Raw genomic sequence first — 23,610 nt, forward strand, 5'->3', positions numbered from 1 at the left:
CGGCCTGTCATCATCCGTGTGCCTTGGGCATGACCATGCCGGTCGATCTGGAAAACTGACATCTTGTGGATGGTTACCTCGGCGTCATAGTGATCGTGGTCGTCGTCGCCCTGCTGGCGGCCGGCGGCCTCTTCCTGCTGTTCAAGCCGGGTGGCAAGGCGGCGCCGCCCGTGCCGCCGCCGGAGGCGCCGCCGCTTCCCGAGGAGGAGAAGCGGCCGGCCGGCCCGGTCGAGGAGGTCGACGGCGCGGTCACCACGGTGCCGCCGCCGGTCGCGCCGGCCGAGCCGATGGTCATCGCGCCCGAGGTCGAGGTGCCGCCGCCGTCCGCGGGGCGGATGGTGCGGCTGCGCTCGCGTCTGGCGCGTTCGCAGAGCGCGCTCGGCCGCGGGCTGCTGGAGCTGCTGTCGCGTGACCGGCTCGACGACGACGTCTGGGACGAGATCGAGGAGAGCCTGATCACCGCCGACGTGGGCGTGGCCCCGACCCAGGCGATGGTCGAGGAGCTGCGTACCAAGGTCAAGGTGCTGGGCAGCCGCACGCCCACGGAGGTCAGGGCCCTGCTGCGCGAGCAGCTCCTGGCCCAGGTCAACCCCGACCTCGACCGCGGCCTGCATGTCCAGAAGCACGGCGAGCGGCCCGCCGTGGTCCTCGTCGTGGGCGTCAACGGCACCGGCAAGACCACCACCACGGGCAAGCTCGCCCGCTCGCTCATCGGCGACGGCAAGAAGGTCGTGCTCGGCGCGGCCGACACCTTCCGCGCGGCGGCGGCCGACCAGCTCCAGACGTGGGGCGAACGGGTCGGCGCCGAGACCGTGCGCGGCCCGGAGGGCGGCGACCCGGCCTCGGTGGCCTTCGAGGCCACGGCCAAGGGCATCGAGGACAAGGTCGACGTCGTCATCGTCGACACCGCGGGCCGCCTGCACACCAAGACCGGCCTGATGGACGAGCTGGGCAAGGTCAAGCGGGTCATCGAGAAGAAGGCCACGGTCGACGAGGTGCTGCTCGTCCTCGACGCCACCACCGGCCAGAACGGCATGCGCCAGGCCCAGGTGTTCGCCGAGGTGGTGAACATCACCGGCATCGCGCTCACCAAGCTCGACGGCACCGCCAAGGGCGGCATCGTGATCTCCGTGCAGCGCGAGCTGGGCGTGCCGGTCAAGCTCGTGGGGCTCGGCGAGGGGCCCGACGACCTGGCGCCCTTCGACCCCGAGGTCTTCGTGGACGCGATCCTGGGCGACTGACCGCTTTTATCGGTCATGTCCTAATTCATGCCGAAATAGCCGTTACCAGAAAAGTCTTGAGTCGTTAGTTAGCTTTGTGCTGACATGTTCGGGTTATCCGCGATCACCAAGGGGATGCCCATGAAGAAGATCGTCGTCCATCGTCCCGGGACTGTCAGGCCCACCACGCTCGCCTCACCGCGGCACTGCGTTTGACCTGTCTCTGGGTCGGCGTTTCCGCACGGGAACGCCGACCGTTGGGAAGGGGGCGGTCGTGAGGACGATCGCCCTGGACGCCGACCGCCGGGCCGCCGGCCCCTACACGATGGCCGCCGCGCTGCTCGACCTGCTGGTCCCCGAGGCGCTCGACCGGCGGCCCGACCTGGTGGCCGCCCACGACGTGGAGCTCCGGGTCGCGGCGCCCCGCCTGTGGCCGCTCGTCCCGGCGCGCAGGCGCTCGCTGGCCGACGACCTGCCGAGGGCGCAGCGCATCCTCATCCCGGGGGCGCGCCGCAGCCTCAGGATCGCCAACGGGCTGGCCGAGTTCGTCCGCGAGCTGCTGACCGTCACGGGGCCGCTCACGCTCGTCGTGTCGAACCTGGGCGAGGCCGACCACACCGACGCCGAGCTGGTCGAGGTGCTGCGCCGCCGGCTCGACCCCGGGCTGCTGCGCGTCGAGGAAGGCCCGTCGTCGCCCGGTGAGGGCCCGTTGTGCGGGGACTTCGACCGCTACCGCGACGAGGGCTTCCATCACGCGATGGCGGAGTCGGGCACGGAGGCGCTGCGCGGCATGGCGTACGAGGACGACCCCGAAGGGTGGCGCACGCTCGTGCAGCGCGTCGCCGCCGCCTTGGAGGCCGTGGAACGCGAGGAGGAGGCCCGCGAGCTCTACGACCGGGCCAGGCGCGTCAGCACCGACCCCAAGCACCGGGCCACGATCGCCTACGCCACCGCCATGATCCTGGTACGCCACCACGACCCCGCCCGCCGCGACCCCGGCGAGGCGATGGCGTGGATCAACGAGGCCGTCACGATCACGTCGTTGCTGCCTGACCCCCGCGAACGGGCCTTCCACCTGGGCTTCGACCTCAACGGCAAGGCCCTGGTCGAGCTGCGCGCCGGGCGTCCCGACGCCGCGCTGCGGCTGGTCGAGCAGGCCGTCGCGCTGGCCGAGGAGCACCTGGCGGGCGAGCACCCGGTCCACCTGCTGGTGCTGCGCGCCAACAGGGCCCAGCTGCTGGCCCAGGCCGGCCGGTACGAGGAGGCGCTGGCGGACTACACCGCGGCGATCGACGCCGACCCCGGCTATCCGGACTACTACCTCGACCGCGGCAACCTGCTGAACAAGCTCGGCAGACCGGCCGAGGCCCTGGCCGACTACGAGGCCGTCATGCGGCTCAGCCCGCCCTTCCCCGAGGCGTACTACAACCGCTCGGAGCTGCGGTTCGCGGCCGGCGACCTCGAAGGCGCCCGCGCCGACCTCGACCGCACGCTGGAGCTCGACCCCGGCTTCGCCCCCGCGTACGTCAACAGATGCGGCCTGCTCGCCCTCCACGGCGAGTACGAGCAGGCCAGACGCGACGTGGAGCGCGGCCTGGCGCTCCGGCCGCGCGACGCCCACCTGCTGTGCGTGCTCGGCCAGGTGGAGACGGCCCAGGGGCGCTACCCGGAGGCGTACGCGGCCTTCGACGGCGCGCTGGAGATCGACCCCGACCTGGCCGCCGCGTGGGGGAACCGGGCCGTGGCCGCCTTCGAACGCGGCGACCACGACGGCGCGCTGTCCGACCTGACCCGCGCGCTGAAGCTGACGGAGACGGCCGAGCTGCTGTTCAACCGGGCGATGGTCTACCGGGAGCTGGGCCGGGCGAAGGAGGCCAGACAGGACCTGCTCCGAGCCGCCGAGCTGGCCCCGGACGACCAGGACGTCGGACGGGCGCTGGCCGAGGTCTGAGGGGATGCGCGGCCTTCGCCGGGGCGGGCCGGCCGATGATCGCGGCGGGCGTGGCGCTGTCGCCGGTGCGGCGGGTCAGGCTCGCGGAGCCGCGAGCGGCCCGATCGGCACCACGAGAGGCGTCCCCGCGACCGGGTCCTCGATGATCTTCGCGTCCAGCTCGAACACCTCGCGTAGCAGCTCCTCGGTCAGCACCTCGTGCGGGGCGCCCGCGGCCACGACCTTGCCGGCGCGCATGGCCACCAGCCGGTCGGCGTAGCGCGCGGCCAGGTTGAGGTCGTGCAGGACCATGACGACCGTGCGGCCCGCCTGCTCGTGCAGATGCCGGACGAGCTCCAGCACCTCCACCTGGTGGGCCAGGTCGAGGAACGTGGTGGGCTCGTCGAGCAGCAGCAGGTCGGTGCCCTGGGCCAGGGCCATGGAGATCCACGCCCGCTGCCGCTGGCCGCCCGACAGCTCGTCGAGCGGACGTTCGGCGAGGTCGGCCAGGCCGGTCATGGACAGCGCCGCGGCGACCGCCGACTCGTCGTCGGAGGACCACTGGCGGTACCACGTCTGGTGCGGATGGCGTCCCCTGGCGACCAGGTCGGCCACGGTGAGCCCCTCGGGGGCCGAGGGCGCCTGCGGCAGCACGCCGAGGACCTTGGCCACCTCGCGGGTGGGGATGGCGTCGATGCGCTTGCCGTCCAGCAGGACCTGGCCGCCCTGGGGTTTGAGCAGGCGGCCCAGCGCGCGCAGGAGGGTGGACTTGCCGCAGCCGTTCGGGCCGATGATGGTGGTCACCGTGCCGGCCTCGATGCCGAGGTCGAGGCCGTCCACGATGGTCCGGTCGCCGTAGCCGAGCTTGACGCCCGCGGCCTGCAGCCTCATTTGCGTGCCCTCCAGATCAGGCGGATCAGGTACGGTGCGCCCAGCACGGCCGTGACGATGCCGACGGGCAGTTCGATCGGCGAGAAGACGGTCCGCGCGATCAGGTCGGCCCCGGCGGTGAGCACGGCCCCGGTGACCGCCGAGCACAGCAGCGGCGGCCGGGCCGAGCGGGCCAGCCTGAGCGCGATCTGCGGTGAGGCGAGCGCCACGAACGCGATCGGCCCGGCCGAGGCGGTGGCCACCGCGGCCAGCAGCACGGCGGCCAGGATCAGCAGGGCGCGGGCCGCGTTCACGCGTACGCCGAGCGCGGTGACCACGTCGTCGCCGAAGCGCAGGGCGTCGAGCGAGCGGGTGCCGAGCAGGGTGGCCGGGATGAGCACGGCCAGCGCGAGCGCCACGGGCACGACGTGCTCCCAGCCGCGCCCGTTGAGCGAGCCGCTGATCCAGACCATGGCCCGGCCGGTGTCGTTCACGTCGCCGACGGTCAGCAGCCAGAACTTCACGTTCGTGAACACGGCGGCCACGCCGATGCCGACCAGGACCAGGCGGTAGCCGTCCAGGCCGCGCCGCCAGGCCAGGCCGTAGACGACGGCCGCGCCGAGCAGGCCGCCGAGCAGCGCGAGCGCGGGGACGCCCAGGCTGGCCAGCAGGCCGCTGGTGCCGCCGTAGACGCTGCCGCTGGCCACCACGCCGGCCACGACGGTGACCGAGGCGCCGGTCGTGACGCCGAGGATCTCCGGGCTGGCCAGCGGGTTGCGCGCGATGGACTGGATGATCGCGCCGGACAGCGCGAGCGCGGCGCCGACCAGGGCGCCGGTCAGGGCGCGGGGCAGGCGCAGCTCCATGATGACGAAGTGGGCCGCGCTGTTGACGTCGAAGGTGCCCTGGAGCACCTCCGTCAGGCTCATCGGGAGGTCGCCGATGCGCATGTTCAGCGCCATGAGCACGACCAGGAGCACCAGCCCGGTCACGCTGACGGCGACGGCACGCAGGCGCAGCCGCCAGGACAGGGCGCCGAGGCGCAGGGGGAGCGCGGTCATAGCCGTACCGGCTTTCTGCGGCGGACCAGGGCGACGAAGAAGGGGGCGCCGATCAGCGCGAGGACGACGCCGACCTCCAGCTCGCCCGGAGGGGCGACCACGCGTCCGATCACGTCGGCGACCAGCAGCAACGCCGCCCCGACCAGCCCCGAGTACGGCAGCAGCCACCGGTGGTCGGTGCCCGACAGCGGCCGGGCCAGGTGCGGCACGATCAGGCCCACGAACGCCAGCGAGCCGCAGGCCGCCACCGCCGCGCCCGACAGCAGGGTGACCGAGGCGACGCCGACCGTCCTGGTCAGGGCGATGTTCTGGCCGAGCGAGCGGGCGACGTCCTCGCCGAGCGACAGGGCGTTCAGGCCCGGGGCGTTGACCAGGGCGAGCAGCAGGCCGGCGAGGATGAACGGGAGCACCTGCCAGACCACGTCGGGGCCCCTGGCGGCGATGGAGCCGGCCTGCCAGAAGCGGAAGACGTCCATGGCCTGTTCGTCGAGGAGCACGATGGCCGAGGTCATGGCGTACAGCAGGGCGCTGACCGCGGTGCCGGCCAGGGCCAGCGTGACCGGGGTGGGGCCGCCTCTGCCGCCCGTCATGCCGAGCGCGAACACCGCCACGCTGGCCACCAGGGCGCCCGCCAGGCCGAACCAGATGTAGGCGAGCAGGCTGGAGGCGCCGAGCAGGATGATCGAGGCCACCATGGCGAACGCCGCTCCCTGCGTGACGCCCAGCAGGCCGGGGTCGGCGAGGGGGTTGCGCGTGTGGCCCTGCATGAGGGCGCCCGCGACGCCGAGTGCGATCCCGGCCAGCACCCCGAGCACGGTACGCGGGACGCGCAGCGAGCGGATGATGATGTCGTTCTCGCTGCCGGTGGGCGCGGTGAGGGCCTGCCAGGCGGCGCCCGGCGGTACGGGCTTCGAGCCGACCGTGATGCTCAGCACCACCGCGACCGCGACGGCGGCCAGGAGGACGAGCAGGAGGACGAGCCGCCGGCGCCGGATGCCGATGAGGCGGGGCGCGAGCGCGGTCACCAGATTTCCTCCCCTTGTTTGCCCGATCGTGGTGAAGTATGCCAGGTTAGGCAGGGCTAACCTAATTTAGGTTCGCCTTACCTAGGGAAAGGGTTCTGATGAGAGCGTGGCGGTTGCTGGCCGGTGCATTGCTGGTGGCGGGGGTGGCCGCGTGCGGCTCGACAGGGACTTCGACGGAGACCCCGGCGGGATCCTCGGCCGCGTCGTCGGCCGACCCGGCCACCAGGACGATCGAGCACGCGATGGGCTCGACCAAGATCTCCGGCCAGCCCAGGCGGGTCGTCGCGCTCGACCAGAGCTTCGTGGACGCGGTGCTCACGCTGGAGACCCCGGTGATCGGCTACACCACCTACCGGTCGATCGACACCAAGCTGCCCGACTACCTCGGCCCGCTCGTCGCCCAGTACGGCAAGGAGGCCACCTCGGTCGGCACGCTGGAGCAGCCGAGCCTGGAGAAGATCGCCGCGCTCAAGCCCGACCTGATCGTGTCGGCCAAGGTCCGGCACGAGGCCCTGTACGACAAGCTGTCGAAGATCGCGCCGACGGTCTTCAGCGAGACGACCGGCGCCATCTGGAAGGACAACCTGCGGCTCATGGGCCGCGCCCTGGGCAAGGAGGACCTGGCCGACTCCAGGATCAAGGCGTTCGAGGAGCGCGCGGGCAAGATCGGGACCGCGATCAAGGACAAGCAGGGCGGGAAGCTGCCGACGATCTCGATCGTGCGCTTCGCCGGCGAGCCCACCGTCCGGCTGTACGTCGAGAAGTCCTACTCCGGGGTCGTGCTGAAGGACGTCGGCTTCCCGCGTCCTGAGGGCCAGCCCACCAAGGACGACGCCATCGCCGTGGACGTCAGCCAGGAACGCATCGCCGACCTCGACGCCGACCACATCTTCGTCGCCACCTATCCGGACCCGGCCAGCGACGGCCCCAAGGAGAAGTTCGTCGGCAACCCGCTGTGGGGCCGGCTCAAGGGAGAAAAGCACGAGGTCAGCGACCTGACGTGGATGAGCGCCGTGGGCATCCAGGGCGCCCACGCCATCCTGGACGACCTGGCCCAGACGTTCTCGGTCGACCCCGCCAAGCCCGCCTCCTGACCCGCGCGGACGCTCAGCGCGGCAGGAAGGCCCGCAGGTCGGCCAGATGGGGTTCGAGGTCCAGCCCCTGGCCGGCCAGCCATTCCGGGTTGTCGTAGGTGCCCTTGTAGCGGTCGCCGCGGTCGCAGACCAGGGTGACGATGCTGCCCTGGCGGCCCTCCTCGCGCATCTCCCTGACGAGGTCGATGCAGGCCGCCAGGTTGGTGCCCGTGGAGCCGCCGACGTCGAGACCGGTGACCTCGCGGGTCCAGTGCATGGCGGCGATCGACCGGGCGTCGGGGACGGCGATCATGCGGTCGATCACGCTGGGCAGGAACGACGGCTCCACCCGCGGACGCCCGATGCCCTCGATCCGCGACCCGGACGCCGTCACCGAGGTGTCGCCCGAGACCCAGCCCGGGTAGAACGCCGAGCCCTCCGGATCGACCACGGCCAGGCGGGTGGGGTGGCGGCGGTAGCGGATGTAGCGGCCGATCGTGGACGACGTGCCGCCGGTGCCGGCGCCGACCACGATCCAGGCGGGCTCGGGATGCGGCTCCATGGACATCTGGGAATAGATCGACTCGGCGATGTTGTTGTTGCCTCGCCAGTCGGTCGCGCGTTCGGCGTAGGTGAACTGGTCCATGAAGTGGCCCCCGGTCTCGGCGGCCAGCCGGTGAGATTCGTCATAGATCGCCCCCGGGTCGGCGACCAGATGACACTTCCCGCCGTAGAACTCGATGAGGTGGCACTTCTCGGGCGACGTGGACGCGGGCATGACGGCGATGAACGGCAGGCCGAGCAACCGGGCGAAATACGCCTCGCTGACCGCGGTCGAACCGCTGGACGCCTCCACGATCGTGGTGGCCGGGCCGATCCAGCCGTTGGCGAGGCCGTACAGGAACAGGGACCGCGCGAGCCGGTGTTTGAGTGAACCGGTCGGGTGCACCGATTCGTCTTTCAGGTAGAGGTTTACACCCCAGTCCGAGGGAAGCGGAAAGACGTGCAGGTGAGTGTCACAACTCCGGTTGGCGTCGGCCTCCACCTTGCGGATGGCCTCCGCCACCCACCGGCGTGTCCCCGTGTCGTGACGGTCCACAGATTCCATGCCTATACGCTATCCCCTGTGACTCTGACCACTATTCCTACGATATTGGATGGGTAGTGTTATGATAATGAGACTTGTCCGGCCGTGGACGTGACCACGCACGCCGCGAGCCAGATGGACTGAAACCCCTTCTGACCTAGGCGAACTCTCCTAACGCCACCCTTACTCGGGAGTTGCGAGGATGAGGAACGCTGTCAGGCGGCTTGTGCCGAACGGGGGATAGCGCAAGGGGGAATGAAATTGATCACTATGACCGATGAGCAGCGTCAGGACTGGTTCGAGCGCGATGTCGTGCCCGTGACGTCGCAGCTGTTCGCTTCCGCCATGCGCCTGACCCGCAACGCCGCCGACGCCGAGGACCTGGTGCAGGAGACGGTCGCCAAGGCGTACACGTCCTATCACCAGTTCCGTGAGGGCACCAACCTCAAGGCGTGGCTGCACCGCATCCTCACCAACAACTTCATCAACGACTACCGCAAGAAGCAGCGCTCGCCGAAGTTGTCGGCTGCCGAGGACATCGAGGACTGGCAGCTGCACGCCGCCGAGTCCCACACCTCCACGGGCCTGCGCTCGGCCGAGACCGAGGCGCTCGACCGGCTGCCCGACAGCGTCGTGATGAACGCCCTGCGCTCCCTGCCCGAGGACTTCCGCGTGGCCGTCTACCTGGCCGACGTCGAGGGGTTCGCGTACAAGGAGATCGCCGAGCGCATGGGGACGCCCATCGGCACCGTGATGTCCCGCCTGCACCGTGGCCGCCGCCAGCTCCGCGGCATGCTGGAGGACTACGCGCGGGAGGAGGGGGCCGTGCGCCTTCCCGCCCCCCGCGCGGCCGCCTAGGAGGAACCGGGCGAGTCCAGGGACAGACGAAGGCGGACGCGTAACACGCCGCCTTCGTCGCGCATCTGCACCCGGTCGCAGAGCTGCCGGCTGATCCAGAGCCCGTACCCCCGTGGGGCCTCGGGCTCCGGCGGTATGTAGCCCGGTAAGGGGTCGTCGAGCGTCCCGCCGGGATCGGCGATCTCGCAGACGAGGTCGCGCTCCTCCACCCACATCGTGATCGTGCCGAACCCGGCGCCGTGCTCGACGGAGTTCGCGGCGATCTCCGAGACGCTCAGCACCAGCGACGAGATGAGGTTGCGGTCCATTCCGGCCGCCCTGGCGTAGTCGCCGACGCTCTGACGCAGGCGCTTGAGCTCGCGGGCCGTGAAACGCACCAGACAGGCCCCCGGGCCCGGCTCGGGGAACGGCGCGTCGTCGCCGTCGAGCACCAGCTCGTGGGGCTCCACGAAGCGGCCGCTCGCGGTCTCGCCCCCGGCCCCCAGCACCAGCGGGTGGACGACCGAGGTGAACTCCCGGACGGGCTCGGGGACGTGGCGCAGGTCGTACAGGCACATCATGACGGACGGGGCCGCGGCGAGGGCGGCGTTGACGACCGAGTCGTAGCGGATGAGGTCCTGGATCCGCGGCTCGCTCAGATCGGTCCAGACGGGCTCGCCGATGACGAGCGTGGGCCGCCCGCGTGTGTACTCGTGGTAGGCGGCCAGCATCCGGTGGGGGTGGCCGTACCAGGAGCTGGACAGGCGGCTGTCGATGCGGCGCGCGTCGCCGTCGAGGGCCTCCGACAGCAGCGCCAGCCGGTCGGGACGGTTGACGACCAGCACGCGCCTGTCTTCGTCCAGCGCGGTGCGCACGCGCGGCACGACGAGGTCGAGGAAAGCCCGATCCGAGTCGTACGGTACCGCGACGTGCTTCAGCGACTGTGCCCGCTCCCGGCGCACGGCGGAAACGTAACAAGGGCCGGCCCGGCCGCGCAACCGGACCAATAACGTCGATCGCCTGCGGATGACCCCCCGGAGTTTGATGATTACTCCATGTCTTGGACGACTGATGCCCGTTGCTGGGTACACCGCATGTGTATGCGAACGTCGGCAGGGGGTGGCGTGTGACCGAAGCCCGCGCGGCGACGGAGAAACTCCAGGCGGAGCTGCACGGGCTGGGTGTCACCAGCGCGTACGAGGTGGGGGACGGAGCGACCATCTCGGTCTGGATAGGTCTCGTCGTGCATTACAGGGACGGGTTTTACCGTTGGCAGGAAGGTCCGGTTAAACGTCGTCATCTGGGTACGGATCCGGTTGGATGTGCCATGCGTGTGGCGCGCCGCTACAAGGAGCTGCACGCGGACATCCCACCCTGGTGGGACGACCTGACCAGGGAACTACGGGGGAGACCGGTTCAGGACTATCCGTGAGGCCCCCGCGTGCGGTGTTTCGGGGGAAAACATGCGCATTTGGGCTTTGCCGTTCGTTCTGTTCGTTCTCGTGGGCTGTGCCGCTCAACCGGTGCCGCGCCGGCATTCCGCCGCGGTCCGGCCGCCGGTCAGTCCTGAGGTCCTGGCCAAGCGGCTGGTCGCGCAGCAGGCCGACTGGCCGCGCAGTCGCAGGTTCGACTGCGGCAAGATCAAGTGTGTGGCCCTGACCTTCGACGACGGTCCCGGGCCCTACACCGGCAAGTTGCTCGACCTGCTGCGTCAACGCCAGGTCAAGGCCACGTTCTTCGTGCTGGGGGAGATGGTGGCGGCCGACACCGGCGGCCGGATCACCCGCCGCATCGTGGACGAGGGGCACGAGATCGGCAACCACTCCTGGTCCCACCCGTCGCTGACCGGCCTGTCGCGCGAGGGGGTGCAGCACGAGCTTGGGCACACCCAGGAGCTGGTCCACCGGCTGACCGGGGTCAGGATGCGGGTGATGCGCCCGCCGTACGGCAGCACCGACGACGCCGTGGCCGCCGAGACCCGCCGCGAGGGCCTGGCCCAGATCCTGTGGGACGTCGACACCCTCGACTGGCTGCACCGCGAGCCCGCCGCCGTGGTCAGGCGCGCCGACACCGCCAAGGCCGGGTCGATCGTGCTCATGCACGACATCCACCCCACCACGATCGAGGCCGTGCCGAAGGTGCTCGACACGCTCGCCAAGAAGGGCTACACGTTCGTGACCGTCTCGGAGCTGTACGGCCGCCCGCCCACGCCGGGCCGCACGTACACCGCACGGTGAGCGGCATGGCACCCTTGGGCCATGGGTTTCACCGGCTTCCCCGACGAGGCGTTCATCTTCTACGAGGGTCTTGAGGCGGACAACTCCAAGACCTACTTCACCCGCCACAAGCACCTGTACGAGGACGCCGTCCGAGCGCCCATGACGGAGCTCACCGACGAGCTGGCCGACGAGTTCGGCCCGGCCCAGCTCTTCCGGCCCTACCGCGACGTGCGCTTCTCCAAGGACAAGACGCCGTACAAGACCCATCAGGGCGCGTTCGTCGACCTGATGCCCGGCATCGGCTTCTACGTCGAGATCAGCGCCGCCGGCCTGTACGTCGCGGGCGGCCGCTACACCCAGGCCCCCGACCAGGTCGCCCGCTACCGCGCGGCCGTGGACGAGGACCTGACCGGCAAGCCGCTGGAGTCGATCACGGCCAGGCTCGCCGAAGCCGGCTACACGATCGGCGGCGACCGCCTGAAGACCAGGCCGCGCGGCTTCGACGAGGACCATCCCCGCATCGAGCTGCTGCGCCACAGGTCCCTGTTCGCGGGCGCCCGCTACGAGCCCGAGCCGTGGGTGCACACGGCCGAGGTGCGCGGGCGCGTCGAGCGGGCCTGGCGCGACTGCGCGGCGCTGGTCGAGTGGCAGTGCGCGCACGTCAGGGGCAGCGAGCTGCCGCGCCGCTGAGCGCATCGCCGGCCTTCGTGACCGGCTCCGTCTACACAGAAGCCGCGTGTCACCGGGAAGGTGACACGCGGCCGTGATGCGGGACGTGCTGGACGGATCAGGCGCGCTTGGCGCGGGCGGCGGCCCGGCCACGGGTGGCGCCGTCGAGCACGACCTTGCGGATGCGGACCGCGTCGGGCGTGATCTCCACGCATTCGTCCTCGCGGATGAACTCCAGCGCCTGCTCCAGCGACAGCGTCCGCGGCGGGATGACCTTCTCGGTCTCCTCGCTCGTGGACGAGCGCATGTTGGTGAGCTTCTTCTCCTTGGTGATGTTCACGTCCATGTCGTCGGAACGCGAGTTCTCACCGATGATCATGCCCTCGTAGACCTCGGTGGTCGGCGAGACGAACAGCGTGCCGCGCTCCTGGAGGTTGAGCATGGCGAACGCGGTGACCGGGCCCGACCTGTCGGCCACCAGCGAACCGTTGTTGCGGGTGCGCAGCTCGCCGAACCAGGGCTCGTAGGAGTCGAACACGTGGTGGACCAGGCCGGTGCCGCGGGTCTCGGTCAGGAACTCGGTGCGGAAGCCGATCAGGCCGCGGGCCGGGACCACGAACTCCATGCGGATCCAGCCGGTGCCGTGGTTGGTCATGTGCTCCATGCGGCCCTTGCGGACGGCCAGGAGCTGGGTGACCGCGCCGAGGTACTCCTCCGGGCAGTCGACCGTCAGGCGCTCGACCGGCTCGTGCACCTTGCCGTCGATGGTCTTGGTGACCACCTGCGGCTTGCCCACGGTCAGCTCGTAGCCCTCGCGGCGCATCTGCTCGACCAGGATGGCCAGCGCCAGCTCACCACGGCCCTGCACCTCCCAGGCGTCGGGACGGTCGGTGGGCAGCACGCGCAGCGACACGTTGCCGACCAGCTCCTTCTCGAGCCTGTCCTTGACCATGCGGGCGGTGACCTTGGAGCCCTTCACCTTGCCGACCAGCGGCGAGGTGTTGGTGCCGATCGTCATCGAGATCGCCGGCTCGTCGACCGTGATCAGCGGCAGCGGGCGCGGGTCCTCCGGGTCGGCCAGCGTCTCGCCGATCATGATCTCGGGGATGCCCGCGATGGCGATGATGTCGCCGGGACCGGCCTGCTCGGCCGGCTTGCGCTCCAGCGCCTCCGTCATCAGCAGCTCGGTGATCTTCACCTTCTGGATCGTGCCGTCGGTGCGGCACCAGGCGACCTGCTGGCCCTTGTGGATGACGCCCTGGTGGATCCGGCACAGCGCGATGCGGCCCAGGTAGGAGGAGGCGTCGAGGTTGGTGACGTGCGCCTGCAGCGGCGCGTTGGGGTCGTACGTAGGGGCCGGGATCGTCGACTTGATGATGTCGAACAGCGGCTCCAGGTCCTCCGAGTCGGGCATGCCGCCGTCGTCGGGACGGTTCATGGAGGCGCGGCCGGCCTTGGCCGAGGCGTAGACGATCGGGAAGTCGATCTGCTCCTCGGTGGCGTCGAGGTCCATGAACAGCTCGTAGACCTCGTCGACGACCTCCTTGATGCGGGCGTCGGGGCGGTCGACCTTGTTGATGCACAGGATGACCGGCATCTTGGCGGCGAAGGCCTTGCGCAGCACGAACCGGGTCTGCGGCAGCGGGCCCTCGGAGGCGTCGACCAGCAGCACCACACCGTCGACCATCGAGAGGCCGCGCTCGACCTCGCCGCCGAAGTCGGCGTGGCCGGGGGTGTCGATGATGTTCAGGGTCATGCCGCCGTGCTGGACGGCGGTGTTCTTGGCGAGAATGGTGATGCCCTTCTCGCGCTCCAGGTCGTTGGAGTCCATGACCCGGTCGTCGACGTCCTGGTTCGCGCGGAAGGCCCCGGACTGCCAGAGCATGGCGTCGACCAGTGTGGTCTTGCCATGGTCGACGTGCGCGATGATCGCGATGTTCCGCAGGTCGTCGCGGCTGTTCAAAGGCATGATGACTTCTCGCTCTGTGTCGTGGGGGCGGCCGCGCGAAGTCGCGACCCACCAAGTCTAGTTGATCCCCTCTCGTGGCAAGAGCGGGACAACGCGTCTGCGGCGCTGTACGGGTGAACGTTCCGCCCGGGGTGTCTGATTCCCGCCCTCCCGCATGGATCACGGGCGGCCGGGCAGTGAGCGACCGTGAGGGACGAAGGACTGGTGCTGCTCGCCGCGTGGGGGCAGTTCGCCGCGCTTCTCGGGCTGCTGGCCTACTTCCTGCTCCGAGGGCGTACGTGAAGCGGGCCGCGGCCGTCCTCGTGCTGCTCGCACTGCTCGTGGCCGGTTGACGCGGCCGGGGAGCTGGACGCGGTCGGCGACCAGTTCGGCGGGGTCCAGCCGCCGTCCGAGCGGTCCGACCAGGTGCGCGACCGGCTGCTCGACCGCATCCAGCGGGCCGAGAGCCTGGTGGACGACCTGCTCATCCAGGTCCGCCGGGACCGGATCGAGGACCCAGCCGGTGCGGTGCGGGAGCTGGAGTCGCTGGGGTGAAGAAGCTCTTCGCCGTCACGCTCGGCATCCTCAGCGCCGTCGGCGGCTTCGTGGACATCGGCGACCTCGTGGCCAACTCGCTGGTCGGCGCCCGGTTCGGGATGTCGCTGGCGTGGGTCGTGGTGGTCGGCGTGGTGGGCATCTGCCTGTTCGCCGAGATGTCCGGCCGGATCGCCGCCGTCTCCGGCCGGCCCGTCTTCGACCTCGTACGCGAACGGCTCGGCCCGCGGGCGGGACTGCTCAACCTGGCGGCGTCGTTCCTCATCAACCTGCTCACGCTGGCCGCGGAGATCGGCGGCGCGTCGCCGGCCCTGGAGATCGCCGCCGGCCTGCGCCTGAACGTGCCCGCCGACCGGCTCGCCCCCCTCACCGAGCTGTACGAGCGCGAGCCGGGACGTACATAGCAGGTTGCACATTTGTGTGCATGGCAGGAGCCGCAGCGATCCCTACATTGTCGTCATGACGTGGACAGAGCTGGTGATGAGCTCGGCCCCGAGCAAGGGCGACCAGCCGGCGGTGAGCGACGTCAGGACCGGCGAGGTGCTGTCGTACGCGCAGTTCGCCAGGCGGGTCACCCGGGCGGCGGGCGGGTTGCGGCGCGACGGCCTGACCTACGGCGACCGCGTCCTCATCGATCTGCCGCTCGGCGTGTCCCTGACGGTGGCGGTCCACGCGGTGTCCTGGGCGGGCGGCGTCGCCGTGCTGAACGGCTCGGGCCCGGCCCGCATGATGATCACCCGCGGCCCTCGCGACCTCGGCGCGGTCGCCGCCGACCGGGTCTACGCCTTCCGTCCCTCGCCCGGCACGCTCCCGTTCGCCGGGCTGCTCAACGCGAACCCGGTGGAGTTCGGTCCGCTGGCGGGCGCGGCGCTGGCGCTGGGCGAAGGACGCGTCCTCGACCACGACGAGCTCGCCGCCGACCTGCGCAACCTGGCCGCCCGCCTGGTGATCGGCAAGGACGACGTCGTCGTCAACGCGGCCGGTGACCTGCTCAAAGGGCTGCGGGTGCTCGACCTGGCCCTGATGTCGGGCGCCCACGTGGTGATCGCCGCCAACGAGCCGACCGTCATCGGCTGCCGCGTGCTGGCCGCCGAGCGCAGGGCCACCATGGTCGTGGCGCCGTACGACGTCGCCAGGCGGCTGCTGGGCAACCCCATTCTGCGCGTTGTGGACGAAAGGGCGATCGTCAGCTCGCTTGGCCTGTGAAAAGTGCGACACTGTGGAAGAGTGTGATCCTTCGGCGACGCAGGGTGAACACATGCCAGAGGCCCCCCGGCACAACCTTCCAGCAGAGCCCAATCGGTTCGTGGGCCGCGAACGCGACCTCGACGACCTTCGCGGGCTGTTCGACGAGACGCGCGTGGTCACGCTGTGCGGCGTCGGCGGCATCGGCAAGACCCGGCTGGCCCTGCGGGTGGCCGCCGGGTTGGTGGGCGGTTATCCGGGCGGGGTGTGGCTGGTCGAGCTGGCCCGGGTCGGCCGCCCCGAGCAGATCGTCCAGGAGATCGCCCGGGTGCTGCGGGTGCGCGAGGAGAGCGGGCGCCCGCTGCTCGACACCGTCACCGCCCGGCTGCGCGACCTGCGCTGCCTGCTGCTGCTCGACAACTGCGAACATCTGATCGACGGGTGCGCCGAGCTGGCCGCCGAGCTGGTCGCCTGCTGCCCCCGGCTGAGCGTCCTGGCCACCAGCAGGGAGCCGCTGCGCATCGCCAGCGAGCTGATCTGGCGGGTGCCGCCGCTCGACCTGCCCGAGATGGGGTACGCCGACGCCGAGTCGGTGCAGCTCTTCATGGACCGCGCCGCCGCCGCCGGCACCCGGCTCGGCTACGACACCCTGCCCGACGTGGTGCGCCTCTGCCAGGCGCTCGACGGGCTGCCCCTGGCCCTGGAGCTGGCGGCGGCCCGTACGAGCCTGCTCAGCCCCGGGCAGATCGCCGACCGGCTCGACGACCGCTTCTCCCTGCTGACCACGGGCGGGCGTACCGCCCCGGCGCGGCAGCGCACGCTGCTGGCCACCGTCGACTGGAGCTACGACCTGCTGTCGGCCAAGGAACAGGTGCTGCTGCGCAGGCTGTCGGTCTTCGCCCGCGACTTCGACCTCGACCTGGCCGAGCAGGTCTGCGCCGAGCCGCCCATCGCGCGGGCGGAGATCGTCGACCTGCTCGGCGGGCTGGTCGACAAGTCCCTCGTGCTGTGCGACGAGGAACGCAGGCGCTACCGGATGCTGGAGACGATCAAGCGGTACGCGATGAAGCGGCTGGACCGGGCCGGCGAGCGCGAGGCCGTCCGCGAGCGGCATCTCAGCGTCCTGTGCGACCTTCAGGAACGCCACTTCACGACCGAGATGGTCCGGCCGGGCGTGCCCTGGCCGGAGCGGCTGGGGTGCCTGATGGCCGGCAAGCAGCTCCTCGACGACCAGCGGGCCGCCCTCGACTGGGCCGCCGAGTCCGGCAACGCGCGGCTCGGCCTGCGGCTGTGCGCCGCCAGCACGGCCCTGCTGCCCATCTCCGGCAACCTGACGGAGATCGTCGGCTGGACCGAGCGGCTGCTCTCGCTCGACCTGTCACTCGTCCCCGACGCGCAGGTCGCGCAGGGCAAGGCGTACCTCGCCTACGGGCTGGAGGCCCGTGACGAGCTCAGCCGGTCGCTGGAGGTGGCCACCGAGAGCCTGGCGGGCCTCGGCGGCGACGGCGGCAACGCGTTCACGCGCTGCGTCATGCACAGCCTCGTGGTCATCCTCCTGCTGCGCATGGGCCGGATCGACGAGGCGCTGCACCACGCCGAGCGGGGCCTGGCCGACGCCACCGAGTCGGGCGACGCCTGGAACCAGGCGGCGGGGCTGGCCGGGCTGTCGGCGGTCGCGCTGACCAGGGGCCGGCTGCGCGAGGCCCAGCGGCTGGGCGACGAGGCCCTGGCGCGGGCGCGCGAGCACGGCCACCGCTGGCTCATGGCCAGGATGGCCGCCCAGCTCGGCGCGGTGGCCGAGGCCCGCGGCGACCTGGAGACCGCCAAGTCCCAGTACGAGCAGGCCGTCCCGTGGTTGTGGGAGCTGGGCGGCGACTCGGAGCTGGCGCGCTGCCTGGCCAGGGTCGGCCGGGTGGCCGCCATGCTGGGCGAGTTCGCCGCGGCCAGGGAGCGGCTGGCCGACAGCCTCGCGCTGAGCCGGCAGAGCGGCCAGCGGCAGGGGGTGGCCCGGTGCCTGGCCGGCCTGTCGGTGCTGGCCGAGCACGAGGGCGATCTCGACGGCGCGGTGCTGGCCGCCGCCGCCGCGGCCACGCTGCGCGAGTCGATCGGCCAGCACTCGGCCACGATCAGGATCGAGGAGCTGCTCTCGCGCGCCCGCGCCAAGCTCGGCGAGGGCCGCACGGCCTCGCTGTGGTCCCGCGGCCGGGCGATGAGCCCCGACGCCGCGGCCCTCCAGGTGCTGGCGGGGGAGCGGCCGGCGTCCCCGCCGCCCGTGGCGGCCGAGCCGGTCAGGCACTCGCTGCTGACCGCGCGCGAGCTGGAGATCGCCGGCCTGCTCACCCGGGGGCTGTCCAACCGGGCCATCGCCGAGGAGCTGGTGATCAGCCCCGCGACGGTCGCCCGGCACATCGCCAACATCATGGAGAAGCTGGGTTACACCTCCCGCGCTCAGATCGCGGTGTGGGCCGCCGAGCACCCCAGCGCTTCTGCATAGGGATCTGCATATTCCGCCCCATGTAGGCACGTGACCCCCTCCCTACCGTGGACGCCATGGATGAGCACATCGTCATGGTGGACGCGGGCACGGGCCTGGAGCTCACCGAGAAGCAACTGGACGAGCGGTCGGCGATCGCGACCGTCCAGTTGCGGCGCAGAGGCGTGCGCGCGGGCGACACGGTGCTCGTCTGCCTGCCCGTCGGGCCCGACCTGTTGGTGGCGGCCGACGCGGTGATGGCGGCGGGCGGCGTCGTCTGGCCGGTGCCCGTGGACCTCGACCGCGCCGGGCTGGGTGAGCGCATCCGGGCCAGCGGCGCGCGGGTCATGATCTCCGACGTGCCGGCGGCGCTGGAGGCGGCCGAGGAGTCACGGGTGCGGATCGTGATGAGCATCGCCGAGCTGAACGGACGGCATCCGTATCCGAACAGTCGCGGACAGTCCACGGAAAGTGATCGCGCGGACCCGGCCGGAGGTGGAGACTTAGCGGAAATGTGATCCTCCGCTGACCCTGGGCACCGACATGACTCCGCCAGTTCCGCACAACCTGCCCGCAGAGCCCAACCGTTTCGTCGGCCGCGGGCGCGACCTGATCGAGCTGAGCACGCTGGTCCACGACGAACGCGTGGTCACGCTCAGCGGCATCGGCGGCATCGGCAAGACCCGCCTGTCGCTGCGGGTGGCGGCCAGGGCCGCGCCGGGCTTCGCCGACGGCGTCTGGCTGGTCGAGCTGGCCCGCGTGGCGGACCCGGCGCTGATCGTCAACGAGATGGCCGGCGTGCTCGGCGTCCGCGACGAGGCCCCCGGGCGGCTGCTCGACGGCCTGCGGGTCCGGCTGCGCGAGGCCAGGGCGCTGATCGTGCTGGACAACTGCGAGCATCTGGTCGACCGGTGCGCCGAGCTGGTCGCCGGTCTGATCGCCGACTGCCCCGAGCTGCGCTTCCTGCTCACCAGCCGGGAGCCGCTGCACATCCCCGGCGAGCTGGTCTGGCGGGTGCCGCCGCTCGAACTGCCCGACGACCACCACCCCGACGCCGAGTCCGTGCTGCTGTTCGTCGAGCGGGCGCTGGCGGCGGGGGCCCGTTCGGTGACCGGCAGCATGGACGACGTCGTCCGCCTGTGCCGGGCCCTCGACGGGTTGCCGCTGGCGCTGGAGCTGGCGGCGGCCCGGACGAGCCTGATGAGCCCCGGCCGCATCGCCGACCGCATCGGCGACCGGTTCACCCTGCTGACCAGGGGCGACCGTACCGCGCCCGCCCGGCAGCGCACGCTGCTGGCCACCGTCGAGTGGAGCCACGACCTGCTGCGGCCCAAGGAACGGGTGCTGCTGCGCCGCCTGTCGGTCTTCGCCGGGCTGTTCGACCTGGCCGTGGCCGAGCGGGTGTGCGCCGACGGCGGCATCGTGCGCAGGGCCGAGCTGCTCGACCTGCTCAGCGGCCTGGTGGACAAGTCGCTGGTGCTCCACCACGACGGGCGCTACCGCCTCCTGGAGACCATCAGGCAGTACTCCGCCGAGCGGCTGGCCGAGGCGGGCGAGCTGACGCGGCTGCGCGACCGGCACCTGCGGGTGATCTGCGAGGAGATGGAGTTCTGCTACCAGGCCGGCGCGCTCGACCCGCGCATGCCCTGGGCCGCCCGCGTCCCCCACTTCGCCAGGGGCCGCGCGCTGATGGACGACTGCCGGGCGGCGGTGGAGCGGGCGGTGGAGTCGGCCGACCCGGTGCTCGGGCTGCGTCTGGCCCGCGCCGCCCTGGCGATCCTGGCCGTACGCGGTGAGCTGGGCGAGACCGTCGGCTGGCACCGGCGGCTGCTCGCCCTCGACCTGTCACGGGTGCCCTCCGACGTGGTCGCCGTGGCCAAGGGCGGCCTGGCGTACGGGCTGGAGATCTGCGACGAGCTGGCCCGTGCGGAAGAGCTGGTGGTGCAGGGCGTCGAGGAGCAGAAGCGGCATCCGTACACCCACTGGCTGGGCGTCACCTACAGCGTCGCGCTGGCCGTGTTCTTCCGCACCGGTCAGAGCGAGAAGGCGCTGCGCTACCTGGAGGAGCTGGAGGCGGCGGCCACCGCGCACGACGACCCGTTCAACCTGGCCACGGTCCGCATCGCCCAGCTCAACCTGGCGCTCTTCCGCGGCCAGCTCCGCCAGGCCCGCCGGCGCGGCGAGGAGGCGCTGGCCCTGGCACGGGAGGCCGGCCACCACTGGACGCTGGCCAGGGCGCTGACCCACCTGGGCGCGGTGGCCGAGGCCGCGGGCGACCTGGAGGCCGCCGTGACCTGCCACACCTCGGCCCTGCCGCTGCTGGAGGACATGGGCAACCGGGTCGAGCTGGCCCGCTGCCAGGCCAAGCTGGGCCGGGTGTCGGCCCGGATGCACGACTATCCGGCCGCCCGGCTGCATCTGGCCGCGAGCCTGGCGCTGAGCACCCGCACCGGCCAGCGCAGGGGCGTGGTGCGGGCGCTGATGGCCATGTCGGCGCTGGCGGGCGAGCAGGGCGACCTGGAGGGCGCGGTGCTGGCCGCCGCCGCCGCGACCGCGCTGCGCGAGGCCATCGGCCAGTACGGCGTCCCCGGCCCGGTCCAGGAGCTGCTCACGCGGGCCAGGGGCGGGCTCGGCGAGGGGCGGGTGTCGCTGCTGTGGGCCAAGGGCGCCCGGCAGTCGCCCGAGGAGGTCGCCAGGCGCGTGCTCGACCCCGGCCAGGCCGTCCCGGCGGGCGGGCCCCGGCCGGTGAACGGCTCCTGGCAGAGCGGGCTGACCGGCCGGGAGCTGGAGATCGCCGCGCTGCTCACGGGCGGGCTGAGCAACCGGGCCATCGCGCTGAAGCTGGTGATCAGCCCGGCCACCGTGGCCCGGCACGTCGCCAACATCATGGAGAAGCTGGGCTTCGCCTCCCGGGCGCAGATCGCGGTGTGGGCCACCGAGCACGGCCTCGAATCGCACCCCACATAAGCTGGTATTCATGCCTTTCGCGCCCAATTTCCCGGTGATGCTCAGAACCGAGGACGGTGTGCGCATCGACGCCGTCCACACGCCCTCGGCGGCCGGGGACGTCGGGATCGTCATGGCGCACGGCTTCACCGGATCGTGGCGCGAGCGCACCGCCCGCCGCATCGCGCACGTGCTCAGCGGCTACGGCGGCGTGCTCGCGTTCGACTTCCGCGGGCACGGCCGTTCGGGGGGCGAGACGACGGTGGGCGACCTGGAGATCCTCGACGTGGAGGCGGCCGTACGGCATGCCCGGGTGGTCGGCTACCGCCGGATCGCGGTCGTGGGCTTCTCCATGGGCGCGGCGGTGGCCGTACGGCACGCGGCGCTGCGCCGGGGCGTGGACGCGGTGGCGGCGGTCAGCGGCCCGGCCCGCTGGTACTACCGGGGGACCAAGCCCATGCGCCAGGTCCACTGGGCCATCGAGCAGCCGTTCGGCAGGTTCGCCGCGCGGGTGGCCAAGCGCACCAGGATCGCCAGTGGGCAGTGGGACCCGATCCCGATGCCGCCGCACGAGGCCGCCGCCCTGGTCTCGCCCGCGCCGCTGCTGATCGTGCACGGCGACGCCGACGCCTTCTTCCCGCTGGACCACGCCCACCAGCTCTACGACGGCGCCCGCGAGCCCAAGGAGCTGTGGATCGAGCCCGGCTACGGGCACGCGGAGTCGGCCGCCAGCCCCGAACTCATCCGGCGTATCGGTAAATGGATCTCCTCGAACCTTTCGTGAGTAATACGCGTCTACCTAAGGCGGATGGAAAGGATCCGCCGGGAGAAAAGTCCCTGGGGAAGGAAACCGCCTGTGCGGTGGCCGCGGGACATACTTCAGTAGTCGGGCAGTCGCCCACTGTAGGCGGCCGATCCGGCACCTAGCGTCGCGGGGGCACGCTGGGTGCCTTCCCGGCCCGGGAGGGGCCTCGCGGCGCGCGGGGCCCCTCCCGTCCGCCGTTCTCAGCCCAGCCGGGCGATCGTCTTGTACTCCAGGTAGCCGTTGAGGCCCTCGGGGCCCAGCTCGCGGCCGATGCCGCTGGCCTTGTAGCCGCCGAAGGGCGCGTTCGACTCCAGCATGAAGCAGTTGACGCCGTAGGTGCCGGTGCGCACCTGGCGGGCGACGTTCATGCCGCGCTCGGTGTCGGCCGTCCACACCGTGCCGGCCAGGCCGTAGTCGCTGTCGTTGGCGATGCGGAGCGCGTCGGCCTCGTCCTCGTACGGGATCACCGCCAGGACCGGGCCGAAGATCTCCTCGCGGGCGATGCGCATGTCGTTGCTGACGTTGGCGAAGACCGTGGGGGCGACGTACCAGCCGCGGTCGCGGGGACGGTCGAGGCCGCCGACGACGACCTTGGCGCCCTCGTCCATGCCGATCTTGATGTAGCCCTCGACGCGTTCCTGCTGGCGCTTGGCCACCAGCGGGCCGATGCCGGTCGCCGGGTCGGCCGGGTCGCCGACGGGCTGGGAGTTGACCATGGCGGCCACGGCGTCCACGACCTCGTCGTACCGGCTGCGCGAGGCCAGGATGCGGGTCTGCGCGACGCACGCCTGGCCGTTGTTCATCAGCGTGGCCATGGCCAGGAAGCCCATGCCGGCCTGGAGGTCGGCGTCGTCCAGGATGATCGCGGCGGACTTGCCGCCGAGCTCCAGGCTGACTCGCTTGAGCTGCTCGCCGCAGATGGAGGCGATGCGGCGGCCCGCGGCGGTGGAGCCGGTGAAGGCCACCTTGTCGACGCCGGGGTGCGAGACCAGGTGCTCGCCCACCTCGCGTCCGGCGGGCACGATGTTGAGCACGCCCGCCGGGATCCCGGCCTCGGCCGCCCACTCGGCCAGCAGGTACGCGTCCAGCGGCGTCTCGGGCGCGGGCTTGAGCACGATCGCGCACCCGGCCAGCAGCGCCGGCGCGACCTTGGTCATGGTCACGAACTGGGGCACGTTCCAGGGCACGATCGCCGCGACGACGCCGACCGGCTCGCGCCGCACGGTGATCGGCCCGAACAGCCCCGGACGCTCCTCCTCCTGCGCGAACTCCTTGCCGAGCCCGGCGTAGAACTGCAGCATGCCGAGCGGCTGCGGCGCCTGGGCGAGGTTGGAGAAGGTGATGGGCGAGCCCATCTCCTCGGTGATCAGGGCGGCCATCTCGCCCTGCCGCTCGTTGTAGATCGCGGCCAGCCGCTCGATCACGGCGGCCCGCTCGGCGAACGTCATGCGCGGCCACGGCCCGTGGTCGAACGCCTGGCGGGCGGCGGCCACCGCGCGGTTCACGTCCTCGGCCGTGCTGTCGGGGACGCGGCCCACGACCTCCTCGGTGTGGGGGGAGATGACGTCGATCGTCCCGGTGCCCGCGGGGGTCACCCATTCGCCCCCGATGAACAGCTTGTCGTGCTGGCGCATGTCGTGAGCCTCCTGCTTGACCGAATGCTTGCTTGTTGGCCGTACGCCTCAAGGCGACCGAACCATGTTCTGT

20 protein-coding genes are annotated in these 23,610 nt (G+C 71.5%); 13 read left to right on the forward strand and 7 right to left on the reverse strand.

What is annotated here, in order from left to right:
* Nucleotides 1–65 precede the first annotated feature (65 nt).
* Both ftsY and ABZ815_RS14470 read left to right on the forward strand, forming a co-directional pair.
* Nucleotides 66–1,241 (forward strand): signal recognition particle-docking protein FtsY, encoded by a 1,176-nt coding sequence (gene ftsY, locus ABZ815_RS14465; RefSeq protein WP_357697707.1) that lies wholly within the window; start codon nt 66–68, stop codon nt 1,239–1,241.
* A 253-nt stretch (nt 1,242–1,494) separates the two neighbouring features.
* A complete protein-coding gene (locus ABZ815_RS14470) occupies nt 1,495–3,171 on the forward strand; it encodes a tetratricopeptide repeat protein (RefSeq protein ID WP_357697709.1) in 1,677 nt (558 codons plus the stop codon).
* 75 nt (nt 3,172–3,246) lie between these two features.
* Here the strand turns inward: ABZ815_RS14470 and ABZ815_RS14475 are convergent, their stop codons facing one another.
* From ABZ815_RS14475 to ABZ815_RS14485, 3 genes are read right to left on the reverse strand one after another with little or no spacing between them, the layout of a single operon-like run.
* On the reverse strand, nt 3,247–4,041 hold the full coding sequence (locus tag ABZ815_RS14475) for an ABC transporter ATP-binding protein (protein WP_357697711.1): 795 nt from the start codon (nt 4,039–4,041) through the stop codon (nt 3,247–3,249).
* Nucleotides 4,038–5,081, reverse strand: a complete 1,044-nt coding sequence (locus tag ABZ815_RS14480; protein ID WP_357697713.1) for an iron chelate uptake ABC transporter family permease subunit — start codon at nt 5,079–5,081, stop codon at nt 4,038–4,040. Before ABZ815_RS14480 ends, ABZ815_RS14475 begins: the two co-directional genes overlap by 4 nt.
* Nucleotides 5,078–6,106 carry an iron ABC transporter permease gene (locus tag ABZ815_RS14485; protein WP_357697715.1) on the reverse strand — a complete coding sequence of 343 codons (1,029 nt, stop codon included), beginning with the start codon at nt 6,104–6,106 and terminating at the stop codon, nt 5,078–5,080. Before ABZ815_RS14485 ends, ABZ815_RS14480 begins: the two co-directional genes overlap by 4 nt.
* 98 nt (nt 6,107–6,204) lie before the next feature.
* On the opposite strand from ABZ815_RS14485, the gene ABZ815_RS14490 reads away from it, so the two are divergent.
* Entirely contained in the window at nt 6,205–7,200 is a 996-nt protein-coding gene (locus tag ABZ815_RS14490; protein WP_357697717.1) for an iron-siderophore ABC transporter substrate-binding protein, read from the forward strand.
* 13 nt (nt 7,201–7,213) lie between these two features.
* On the opposite strand, the gene ABZ815_RS14495 is transcribed toward ABZ815_RS14490, so the two are convergent.
* Nucleotides 7,214–8,287 carry a PLP-dependent cysteine synthase family protein gene (locus ABZ815_RS14495; protein ID WP_357697719.1) on the reverse strand — a complete coding sequence of 358 codons (1,074 nt, stop codon included), beginning with the start codon at nt 8,285–8,287 and terminating at the stop codon, nt 7,214–7,216.
* 249 nt (nt 8,288–8,536) lie between these two features.
* Here ABZ815_RS14495 and ABZ815_RS14500 point away from each other — a divergent pair, with 249 nt between their 5' ends.
* Entirely contained in the window at nt 8,537–9,124 is a 588-nt protein-coding gene (locus ABZ815_RS14500; RefSeq protein WP_352324845.1) for a sigma-70 family RNA polymerase sigma factor, read from the forward strand.
* On the opposite strand, the gene ABZ815_RS14505 is transcribed toward ABZ815_RS14500, so the two are convergent.
* A complete protein-coding gene (locus tag ABZ815_RS14505) occupies nt 9,121–10,065 on the reverse strand; it encodes a sensor histidine kinase (RefSeq protein WP_357697720.1) in 945 nt (314 codons plus the stop codon). The genes ABZ815_RS14500 and ABZ815_RS14505 overlap by 4 nt on opposite strands.
* A gap of 561 nt (nt 10,066–10,626) precedes the next feature.
* Here ABZ815_RS14505 and ABZ815_RS14510 point away from each other — a divergent pair.
* Both ABZ815_RS14510 and ABZ815_RS14515 read left to right on the forward strand, forming a co-directional pair.
* Nucleotides 10,627–11,340, forward strand: a complete 714-nt coding sequence (locus ABZ815_RS14510; protein ID WP_357697722.1) for a polysaccharide deacetylase family protein — start codon at nt 10,627–10,629, stop codon at nt 11,338–11,340.
* A gap of 21 nt (nt 11,341–11,361) precedes the next feature.
* Complete coding sequence (locus ABZ815_RS14515; RefSeq protein WP_357697724.1) at nt 11,362–12,012, forward strand: DUF2461 domain-containing protein; 651 nt, start codon at nt 11,362–11,364, stop codon at nt 12,010–12,012.
* Between the two features lie 97 nt (nt 12,013–12,109).
* Here the strand turns inward: ABZ815_RS14515 and typA are convergent, their stop codons facing one another.
* Entirely contained in the window at nt 12,110–13,960 is a 1,851-nt protein-coding gene (typA, locus tag ABZ815_RS14520; protein ID WP_357697726.1) for a translational GTPase TypA, read from the reverse strand.
* Between the two features lie 405 nt (nt 13,961–14,365).
* Between typA and ABZ815_RS14525 the strand changes: the two genes are divergently transcribed.
* The 7 genes from ABZ815_RS14525 to ABZ815_RS14555 are packed head-to-tail and all read left to right on the forward strand — an operon-like array spanning nt 14,366 to nt 21,882.
* Nucleotides 14,366–14,494, forward strand: coding sequence for a hypothetical protein (locus tag ABZ815_RS14525; RefSeq protein WP_357697728.1), 129 nt, complete (start codon nt 14,366–14,368; stop codon nt 14,492–14,494).
* Entirely contained in the window at nt 14,491–14,898 is a 408-nt protein-coding gene (locus tag ABZ815_RS14530) for a divalent metal cation transporter (protein ID WP_357697730.1), read from the forward strand. The genes ABZ815_RS14525 and ABZ815_RS14530 overlap by 4 nt, the downstream gene beginning before the upstream one ends.
* Before the next feature lie 55 nt (nt 14,899–14,953).
* Nucleotides 14,954–15,700 (forward strand): AMP-binding protein, encoded by a 747-nt coding sequence (locus tag ABZ815_RS14535; protein ID WP_357697732.1) that lies wholly within the window; start codon nt 14,954–14,956, stop codon nt 15,698–15,700.
* Between the two features lie 52 nt (nt 15,701–15,752).
* Complete coding sequence (locus ABZ815_RS14540; protein ID WP_357697734.1) at nt 15,753–18,173, forward strand: LuxR C-terminal-related transcriptional regulator; 2,421 nt, start codon at nt 15,753–15,755, stop codon at nt 18,171–18,173.
* A 56-nt stretch (nt 18,174–18,229) separates the two neighbouring features.
* Nucleotides 18,230–18,670 (forward strand): AMP-binding protein, encoded by a 441-nt coding sequence (locus ABZ815_RS14545; RefSeq protein WP_357697735.1) that lies wholly within the window; start codon nt 18,230–18,232, stop codon nt 18,668–18,670.
* Between the two features lie 25 nt (nt 18,671–18,695).
* Nucleotides 18,696–21,119 (forward strand): LuxR C-terminal-related transcriptional regulator, encoded by a 2,424-nt coding sequence (locus ABZ815_RS14550; RefSeq protein WP_357697736.1) that lies wholly within the window; start codon nt 18,696–18,698, stop codon nt 21,117–21,119.
* Nucleotides 21,120–21,129: 10 nt separating this feature from the next.
* Nucleotides 21,130–21,882 (forward strand): alpha/beta fold hydrolase, encoded by a 753-nt coding sequence (locus ABZ815_RS14555; RefSeq protein WP_357697738.1) that lies wholly within the window; start codon nt 21,130–21,132, stop codon nt 21,880–21,882.
* Nucleotides 21,883–22,103: 221 nt separating this feature from the next.
* On the opposite strand, the gene ABZ815_RS14560 is transcribed toward ABZ815_RS14555, so the two are convergent.
* Nucleotides 22,104–23,537, reverse strand: a complete 1,434-nt coding sequence (locus ABZ815_RS14560; RefSeq protein WP_357697740.1) for an aldehyde dehydrogenase — start codon at nt 23,535–23,537, stop codon at nt 22,104–22,106.
* Nucleotides 23,538–23,610 lie beyond the last annotated feature (73 nt).

This window comes from Nonomuraea sp. NPDC047529 (assembly GCF_040642995.1).
Classification (GTDB): Bacteria; Actinomycetota; Actinomycetes; order Streptosporangiales; family Streptosporangiaceae; genus Nonomuraea.